Below are 7,937 nucleotides of genomic sequence, written 5' to 3' on the forward strand. Positions count from 1 at the left end.
GTACTATTACGCTTGAACCATGGCGGTCACGCCCCTCCGTTTCCCTCACCACAGGTCCCGCATGCTCAATAACGACGTCCTCCGCCGCACCCGGTACATCTTCGATTTCGACGACACCCGCATGATCGGCGTCTTCGCCGAAGCCGGCGAAACCGTCACCCGGGAACAAGTCAGCGACTGGCTGAAAAAGGACGACGACCCGGCCTTTCAGAAATGCACCGATCGCACCCTGGCGATTTTTCTCAACGGCCTGATCAATGCGCTGCGCGGAAAAAAGCCCGGGCCACAACCGGAACCGGAAAGCCGCCTCACCAACAACATGATTTTCATGAAACTGAAAATCGCCCTGAACCTGCAGGCCGAAGACGTGCTGGCGGTGCTCGAACTGGCCAACTTCCGCATGAGCAAACACGAACTCAGCGCCTTCTTCCGCAAACCCGGCCACAAGCATTATCGCGAGTGCAAGGACCAGATTCTGCGCAATTTTCTCAAGGGTTTGCAGATTCAGTATCGTGACGGGGAATAAGCGCTTACCTGTGAGGTAATGGCATTACCCCGGCAAAACGGGTTTCATGGCAGTGATAGCGGAGACATGCCATGAAACCCGACCTGCCACAAATCCTTTTCCTGCTAAACAGCACCGTGCTGTTCACCCACCAGATCGATGCCGCCTATTGGCACGAGTGGAACCTTTTCCACTTACCCGGTGGCAATCAGCTCAACCTGATATGAGGGAGCCTCTGAATAACTCCTTGCATGCTCAGTCTTTCAGGCTGGTTCGCAATCTAGGCGCAATGTTGAAGGTGTGTGTCCACCCATCAAGACATTGCAACAACGAGTGCGGGCCAGCCTGGAAGACCCGGAGGGCGCGGCCTGAAGGGCCCATCTGCTGCGCTTTGCCGCTAGGAAAGGGAGCCACCCGGACCGTCGCGACAAAACACAACAGCTGCACCCTTCAGGCCACGCTGAGCGCGCAAGGAGTTATTCAGAGGCTCCCTAACCTGCCCATCATCGCCCTGGTAATGTTCGCCTTCATGCAAGTGGCCACCCACAGCCCACATCAACGCCTGTGCCACCGGTTTCTGGCTAGCCTGGGGATACTAACGGTGGCGATCCACAGCGGCTTTTTCCTGGCCGGACATACCGAGTTTTGGCAGCCCATGTCGCTGTTGCTACTGGCGGCCACATTGATATTGTCTCTGGCACAACTGAAAACGCTGCCACTTGCAGGCCAGGGCCCGCAAACGCAAAATCAGCGATCCTGACAGGATATTGAGAAAATACATGGACGTTATCGCCGGCCTGATCGAGCTAAAGCCGAACAGCGACGAGGAAGTAAAAGACTGGACAGCTTTTATCGAAGACCATCGTGAACAGGCACTGGAAAGCCTGCGGGCTGAAGGCGTCAGCGTAGAATCCTGGTTTTCACTAACACTGGGTGGCAAGGACTATCTTCTCTGCTATATGCGGGCAGACTCCATCGAGACATCGCAGCAAGTCATGGCGGATTCGGACAACCCGGTGGACGCACGGCATCGTCAATTCAAAGAAAATGCCTGGGTGTGGGGCAGCCATGTAAAGACCGAGCTATTGGTGGATCTAAATAGCCGCCTATGAAGCTGTTAACCCTGAAAAAGGGGCCAGTCCAGCCGACCTGAAACCAGCAGCTATCGCTGCTGCATCCACTCCCGCATTTTCCGATCGCGAATCTGCTCCTGCTGTCGTCGTCCTCCAGGCGTATTCCTATACGCCTCGTCCGCAATTTCTCGTCTAGCCCGCGCGTCATCACAGCCGACAATCCGCCGTCGTTCGCAATCCGCCACTCTTTCCTGAATCTCTTGTTGGCTAACCTGGTTCTGTGGCGCCTGCTGGTAAGGAGGCACAGCAAAACGTGACCGCTTTTCCGGCTGACGGGTGCTTTGTCGCGCCTTGTCATGCACGGCCTTACTATCTGCACCACTGTAGCTATTCGGCCGCGTCACCGTGACCGTTTTTGCTCATCGCTGAATGTTCCTTCCCTGGAAAAGCAGGCTTGCAGGCCCTGATTAATATACACATCCCCGTCACTAACGGGCCACTCGGACCCCGGACAGGGTTTTGAAACACATTTCCTTCGCCGTACTCAGGAACTCCTGAACATAGGGGGTTTGTTCATCCTCCGCCCGCACCGCCGCATAGAGCGTTCTCCACACCCCTTTCTCACCGAGCCGCACGGTTTTCAGCAAGTCATGCTCGGTGTATTCGGTCAGCGCCCAGTTCGGTAGCGCTGCCACGCCACGGCCTGCGGCCACCAATTGTGCGGTCATGGGGGTCAATTCAGCCGTTCGAACAGAGGCAGGCTCCGCACCGGCGGGGTCGAGAAAGACGGTAAATACATCCAGACGTTCGCGTTCTACCGGGTAAGTAATCAGGGTCTGGTCGGCGATATCCTCTGGTTCAATCCACTTTCGCCCCGCCAGTGGTGAACGTCCGGAGACCGCCAACACCAGCTCATAGCGAAAAAGCGGCAGGAAATGTACCGCCGTATCCTCGACGGGATCAGAGGTAATTGCCATGTCCAGGTCACCGCGCAACAGTGCCGGTAACGGCGCAAAACTGAAGGCCGCTGACAAATCCAGCTCCACTTCTGGCCAGTGCTCACGGAAAGCATCCAGCGCCGGCATCAGCCACTGAAAGCAGGAGTGGCAATCAATCGCGATGTGTAGCCGGCCTGATTGTCCCTCAGCCAATCGTTTCAGCTCCCGCTCTGCCTGCCGCACCCTGGGCAGCACGTCCTGCCCCAGCGCCAGCAACCGCAACCCGGCCGTGGTGAAGCGCACCGGGCGAGAGCGCCGCACCACCAGTTCTACCCCCAACCGGTGTTCCAGGTCTTTCAACTGATGCGACAGGGCCGACTGGGTAACATGTAGCCGTTCCGCCGCTTCCACCATTGACCCCGCCTCATCAATCGCCCGAAGGGTGGCGAGATGTCGTAATTCCAGCATTTGATTCTCCAACGCATGCCATTGTAAGTGCGGTGGCACCACCGCGATCTTGCTCTGAATGCAAAAGCCAGGGCGGTCGAATGCCTGCTCCCGCCATAGCGAAAAGATGAGTAAAACTCATATAGCGATGAAATAATACCAATTTTACTCATTAAAGGTATTGAGCATAATGGCCGCATATCACGCTTCGTCGCGTTAGTTACCCAGCGCGACGCAGGCCACGACCCATTTTGACGCGGACGCCCTGGCACCATGAGCAACGAATTCACTTTCAGCATCAAGCGCATTTGTTTCGATGAGGATTACCGTCCAGCCGACAACACGCGCATTACCACCAACTTTGCCAACCTGGCGCGGGGAGAACGGCGCAAGGAAAACCTGCGCGACACTCTGACCATGATCAATAACCGGTTTAATGCGCTGGCTCACTGGGACAACCCCAATGGTGACCGGTACGTTGTGCAGCACGACATTGTGTCCGTGGATATCGATATTGAAGGCAATGGCGAAACCTTCCCGACCATCGAAATCCTGAAAACCACCATCTTTGACCGGCACACCAACAAACAGATTGAAGGGGTGGTCGGGAACAATTTTTCCTCTTACCTGCGGGACTATGACTTCAGCATCGCCCTGCAGAACCATAACAAGGACCAGCCACACTTCAGCATCCCTGAGGATTTTGGTGATCTGCACGGCAAGCTGTTCAAGCATTTCGTCAACTCAAGTGCTTACCAGGAAAACTTCAGCAAACTGCCCGTGATCTGTATCAGCGTATCGGATAACAAGGTGTACACCCGCACCGAGAATCACCATCCCGTGCTGGGGTTCGAGTACCTGCCCAATGAATCATCATTGACCGAGAGTTACTTCAAGAAAATGGGATTGAGCGTGCGCTATTTCATGCCCCCTCACAGCGTAGCGCCGCTGGCGTTTTTCTTCTTCGGGGACCTGGTGAACGATTACACCAACCTGGAGCTGATCAGCACCATCAGCACCATGGAGACGTTCCAGCGCATTTATCGCCCGGAGATTTACAACGCCAATTCCGAAGCGGGCAACCGCTACCAACCCAGTCTGAAAAACTCGGACTACTCACTTACCCGCATTCATTACGACCGGGAAGAGCGCAGTCAATTGGCCGTCAAGCAAGGTAAATTCACTGAAGAGAACCTGATCGAGCCTTACCGGACGGTGCTTAATCAGTGGTCTGCGAATTACGGTATTTAACTCATACACGGCAGAACAAATGATGAAACGATTGTTACCCACATCCACGGCGGGCAGCTTGCCCAAGCCTAGCTGGCTGGCCGAGCCCGAAACGCTCTGGTCTCCCTGGAAGTTGCAGGGCGATGAACTCATCGACGGCAAACAGGATGCCCTGCGGCTAAGCTTGCACGAACAGCAGCTGGCCGGCGTCGACATCGTCAGCGATGGCGAACAGACCCGTCAGCACTTCGTCACCACCTTTATCGAGCATCTGGACGGGGTGGATTTCGAGAAACGGGAAACGGTCAAAATCCGCGATCGCTACGATGCCAGTGTGCCCACAATCGTGGGGGCGGTTAGCCGTCAAAAGCCGGTGTTTGTGGACGATGCCCGATTTCTGCGGGAGCAGACCCGACAACCGATCAAGTGGGCCCTGCCCGGCCCCATGACCATGATCGATACGCTTTACGATGCCCATTACAAAAGCCGGGAAAAACTGGCCTGGGAATTCGCGAAAATTCTCAATCAGGAAGCCCGAGAGCTGGAGGCAGCGGGTGTCGACATTATTCAATTCGACGAGCCCGCCTTTAATGTGTTCTTCGATGAGGTGAATGACTGGGGCGTGGCTACACTGGAAAAAGCCATTGAAGGGCTCAAGTGCGAGACCGCCGTGCATATCTGTTATGGCTACGGCATCCAAGCCAACACCGACTGGAAAAAAACGCTGGGCTCGGAGTGGCGGCAATATGAAGAAGCTTTCCCCAGGCTGCAGGCTTCCAGCATCGACATGGTTTCTCTGGAATGCCACAACTCCCATGTGCCCATGGATCTGATTGAGTTGATTCGCGGCAAGAAAGTGATGGTGGGCGCCATCGATGTGGCGACCCACACCATTGAAAGCCCCGAGGAAGTTGCCAACACCTTGCGCCAGGCGCTGCAGTTCGTGGATGCCGACAAGCTGTACCCGTGCACCAACTGCGGCATGGCGCCGCTGCCTCGCCAGGTTGCCAGAGGCAAGCTGCGCGCATTGAGTGCCGGTGCCGAGATCGTGCGCAATGAACTTGCCTGAATCCTGTGGGAAGAGCGAGCGCCAGATCGCGCCGTCTCTTCCCTGAGCTACCCGTTTGCGTTATCCCCTATTCTGGAATCACTATGTCACTGACCACCACGGCCATCGACCCTCTGCACTTTCGCAAAGCGCTCGGCCATTTCGCCTCCGGGCTCACTGTGATTACCTCGCACATCGATGACGAGCCCATCGGCTTTACCTGTCAGTCGTTCTACAGCGTATCGACAGCCCCGCCGCTGGTGTCATTCAGTGTGAAGCGCGATTCTTTCAGCTACCCCAAGATCCGTCGTGCGGGCCGGTTTGCGGTGAACATCCTCTCTGACGAACAGGCAGCGATATCCAACCTCTTTGCGCAACAGGGCGCAGACAAGTGGAAAGAAACCGATTGGGCAACGTCGCCTCTGGGCAACCCGGTGATTGGTGGCAGCCTGCACTGGCTGGACTGTGACATTCATGCCGAATACGAGGCCGGCGATCACCTGATCGTGATTGGTGAAGTACGGGCACTGAGCCTGCAGCCAACCACCACCACACAGCCCCTGCTGTACTTCAAAGGGCAATACTGCAATCTGGACGCCTCGGTTACCACCTGAGCGCCCTTTACGCCCAGTCACCCCCGAACCCAGCATGGCTTTAGCGGGGTATTTCGCATGGGAAAATGATCACCGGGCATGAACCTGCGCAGGCAACGGCAGACTCACGCCATCCCATTTTTCTGTTACTACATCGCCAACATTTTTGGCTTGCCAGGGTTTTAGTATGGAATTTTTGCTTTATTTGGTTCTGGGTGCGGCCGCCGGGGTATTGGCCGGTCTGTTTGGGGTCGGCGGCGGCATCATCATCGTGCCGGTACTGGTTCTGAGCTTTACCGCCCAAGGCGTGGACCCGCAAGTATTGACCCATCTGGCCGTTGGCACATCACTGGCCACCATCATCTTCACGTCCATCAACTCGGTGATGGAGCATCACCGCAAAGGGGCGGTGCAATGGCCCATTTTCGCCTGGATGACGCTAGGCATCCTGCTTGGCGCGGGGCTTGGCTCGCTGACTGCTGCGTCAATTCAGGGCCCGATGCTGCAGAAGATCATTGGTGTATTTGCCATCGTTATTGCCATTCAAATGGCGCTGGACCTGAAACCCAGAGCCAGCCGTGCGGTGCCTGGCAAGCTGGGGCTAACGGCCGCAGGCGGGGTCATTGGCTGGGCCTCGGCGATCTTTGGCATCGGCGGCGGCACCCTGAATGTGCCTTTTCTCACCTGGCGCAGCCTGCCCATGCAACAGGCGGTGGCGACCTCCTCCGCGTGCGGGCTGCCCATTGCCGTCGCCAGCGCTTTGAGCTTCATGCTGATTGGCTGGAGTCAGCCACAATTACCCGAGTGGAGCCTGGGGTACGTATATCTTCCTGCCATGGTGGGTATCGCCTTTACCAGCATGTTCTTCGCCCGTTTTGGCGCGCGCCTGGCACACAAACTGTCGCCGCGCCTGCTAAAGCGTCTGTTCGCCCTGTTGCTGCTGTGCGTGGGGGTGAGTTTTCTTGTTTGATGCGCACGGGTGACGCTATGCATTACTGATATCGTGGGGACGTTTGCATGGCAATGATTGCAATGCTCAGTTACAAGTGGCGAGTGGCGAAATTCAACAACTTGCCACCCGTAATGTTTAAAGGTTTTCGCAACTCGAAACTCGCTTCTCGGCCCCCCTCAGCTTTCTGCCTGATCTTCAATCACTCTCAGCAGACGATCCGGCCCCAGCTCCAGGGGCCCGGGTTCACCGGGTAATTGCCAGTGGCCTGCATGGCGTTCATCGGGTTTGCTGTCCATTAACGGCATGCTGGTAAGGTCGGCCAGTGCATCGCGGAACAGGTCTGTACGGTAGCACTGGGCCGCAAAGGTTTTGGTCTCTTCCAGCGAACACTGTCGCCAACGCTGCATTTCCTGCAGTAAAAAGGCAGCGTCGGAGCGCCACGGAAAGTTGGCGTGGAATCCGGCGAACACATGGAAATGATGAGCCGGAAACGGCTGGCCCGTCAGGCCAGCGGGCAAGCGCTGGCTGAACGGTGCACGAATGATTTCTGCCGGTACATCCAGCCACGCGGGATGGGCCAGTAACGACAGACTCTCCACCAGATTCTCATCCGCATGGCAGGCCGCCTTGTACAACGCCCGCAGCAACGCGCGATGGGTATCCGGATGACGTGACACCCAGTCACGGGATACCGCCAACACCTTCTCCGGGGCATTTTCCCAAATCTGATAACCGGACAAAATACAGTGCCCGGCACCGGTCAGTGCGGCCAGGCTATTCCACGGTTCACCCACACAAAAGCCATCAATGTGGCCCATGCGCAGGTGATCCACCATTTGCGAAGGCGGCAGCACCACCAGCTTCACATCATGATCCGGGTCCAGCCCGGCCACACTCAGCCAGTGGCGTAATTGATAGGCATGGCAGGAAAACGGAAAGACCACCGCGAGCACCAGCGGATCTTCTCCGCTGGAAGCACGCGCGGCCACCAGCTTGTTCATGGCGGCGGCGATGTCGTTGGGGGTCGGCCCTTCCGACAAGGCACACAATCCCTGAAACAGCATCGGCGAAACGGTCACGCCATTACCGTTGAGGCCCATGGAAAACGCCGTGGCGAGGGGCTTCTTGATGCATCCCAGCCCCAGCGACGT

Annotated in this window: 10 protein-coding genes; 8 read left to right on the top strand and 2 right to left on the bottom strand. The window is 56.7% G+C overall.

Translation table 11 applies throughout. The annotated features are described in order from the left end of the window. Positions 1-61: 61 nt before the first annotated feature. The 4 genes from A3754_RS15410 to A3754_RS15420 all read left to right on the top strand — a co-directional run bounded on the left by A3754_RS15410 (position 62) and on the right by A3754_RS15420 (position 1,617). Entirely contained in the window at positions 62-526 is a 465-nt protein-coding gene (locus tag A3754_RS15410; protein WP_063520416.1) for a DUF1456 family protein, read from the top strand. Between the two features lie 71 nt (positions 527-597). Then, positions 598-732, top strand: a complete 135-nt coding sequence (locus A3754_RS28745) for a DUF6713 family protein (protein ID WP_255363125.1) — start codon at positions 598-600, stop codon at positions 730-732. A 62-nt stretch (positions 733-794) separates the two neighbouring features. Continuing rightward, complete coding sequence (locus tag A3754_RS28865; RefSeq protein WP_369817619.1) at positions 795-1,265, top strand: DUF6713 family protein; 471 nt, start codon at positions 795-797, stop codon at positions 1,263-1,265. A gap of 19 nt (positions 1,266-1,284) precedes the next feature. Then, a complete protein-coding gene (locus A3754_RS15420) occupies positions 1,285-1,617 on the top strand; it encodes a DUF6176 family protein (protein WP_063520418.1) in 333 nt (110 codons plus the stop codon). A gap of 449 nt (positions 1,618-2,066) precedes the next feature. Here A3754_RS15420 and A3754_RS15425 read toward each other — a convergent pair whose 3' ends face one another. Next, positions 2,067-2,984 carry a LysR family transcriptional regulator gene (locus A3754_RS15425; RefSeq protein ID WP_063520419.1) on the bottom strand — a complete coding sequence of 306 codons (918 nt, stop codon included), beginning with the start codon at positions 2,982-2,984 and terminating at the stop codon, positions 2,067-2,069. A gap of 252 nt (positions 2,985-3,236) precedes the next feature. Between A3754_RS15425 and A3754_RS15430 the strand changes: the two genes are divergently transcribed. The 4 genes from A3754_RS15430 to A3754_RS15445 all read left to right on the top strand — a co-directional run bounded on the left by A3754_RS15430 (position 3,237) and on the right by A3754_RS15445 (position 6,804). Beyond that, complete coding sequence (locus tag A3754_RS15430) at positions 3,237-4,214, top strand: DUF1852 domain-containing protein (RefSeq protein WP_063520420.1); 978 nt, start codon at positions 3,237-3,239, stop codon at positions 4,212-4,214. Between the two features lie 22 nt (positions 4,215-4,236). Next, positions 4,237-5,262, top strand: coding sequence for a methionine synthase (locus A3754_RS15435; protein WP_156497017.1), 1,026 nt, complete (start codon positions 4,237-4,239; stop codon positions 5,260-5,262). Positions 5,263-5,345: 83 nt separating this feature from the next. Beyond that, positions 5,346-5,855, top strand: coding sequence for a flavin reductase family protein (locus A3754_RS15440; protein WP_063520422.1), 510 nt, complete (start codon positions 5,346-5,348; stop codon positions 5,853-5,855). A gap of 166 nt (positions 5,856-6,021) precedes the next feature. After that, on the top strand, positions 6,022-6,804 hold the full coding sequence (locus tag A3754_RS15445) for a sulfite exporter TauE/SafE family protein (protein ID WP_063520423.1): 783 nt from the start codon (positions 6,022-6,024) through the stop codon (positions 6,802-6,804). A 158-nt stretch (positions 6,805-6,962) separates the two neighbouring features. Here the strand turns inward: A3754_RS15445 and A3754_RS15450 are convergent. Further along, positions 6,963-7,937 (bottom strand): CmpA/NrtA family ABC transporter substrate-binding protein (locus A3754_RS15450; RefSeq protein ID WP_063520424.1); only part of this gene is annotated, 975 nt, incomplete at its 5' end.

Source organism: Alcanivorax sp. HI0083, assembly GCF_001635175.1.

Bases quoted from the DNA above. Each gene is read 5' to 3' on its own strand.
- A3754_RS15430 (WP_063520420.1), top strand. From the start codon at position 3,237: ATGAGCAACGAATTCACTTTCAGCATCAAGCGCATTTGTTTCGATGAG.
- A3754_RS15445 (WP_063520423.1), top strand. From the start codon at position 6,022: ATGGAATTTTTGCTTTATTTGGTTCTGGGTGCGGCCGCCGGGGTATTG.
- A3754_RS15420 (WP_063520418.1), top strand. From the start codon at position 1,285: ATGGACGTTATCGCCGGCCTGATCGAGCTAAAGCCGAACAGCGACGAG.
- A3754_RS28865 (WP_369817619.1), top strand. From the start codon at position 795: ATGTTGAAGGTGTGTGTCCACCCATCAAGACATTGCAACAACGAGTGC.
- A3754_RS15425 (WP_063520419.1), bottom strand. From the start codon at position 2,984: ATGCTGGAATTACGACATCTCGCCACCCTTCGGGCGATTGATGAGGCG.
- A3754_RS15440 (WP_063520422.1), top strand. From the start codon at position 5,346: ATGTCACTGACCACCACGGCCATCGACCCTCTGCACTTTCGCAAAGCG.
- A3754_RS28745 (WP_255363125.1), top strand. From the start codon at position 598: ATGAAACCCGACCTGCCACAAATCCTTTTCCTGCTAAACAGCACCGTG.
- A3754_RS15435 (WP_156497017.1), top strand. From the start codon at position 4,237: ATGAAACGATTGTTACCCACATCCACGGCGGGCAGCTTGCCCAAGCCT.
- A3754_RS15410 (WP_063520416.1), top strand. From the start codon at position 62: ATGCTCAATAACGACGTCCTCCGCCGCACCCGGTACATCTTCGATTTC.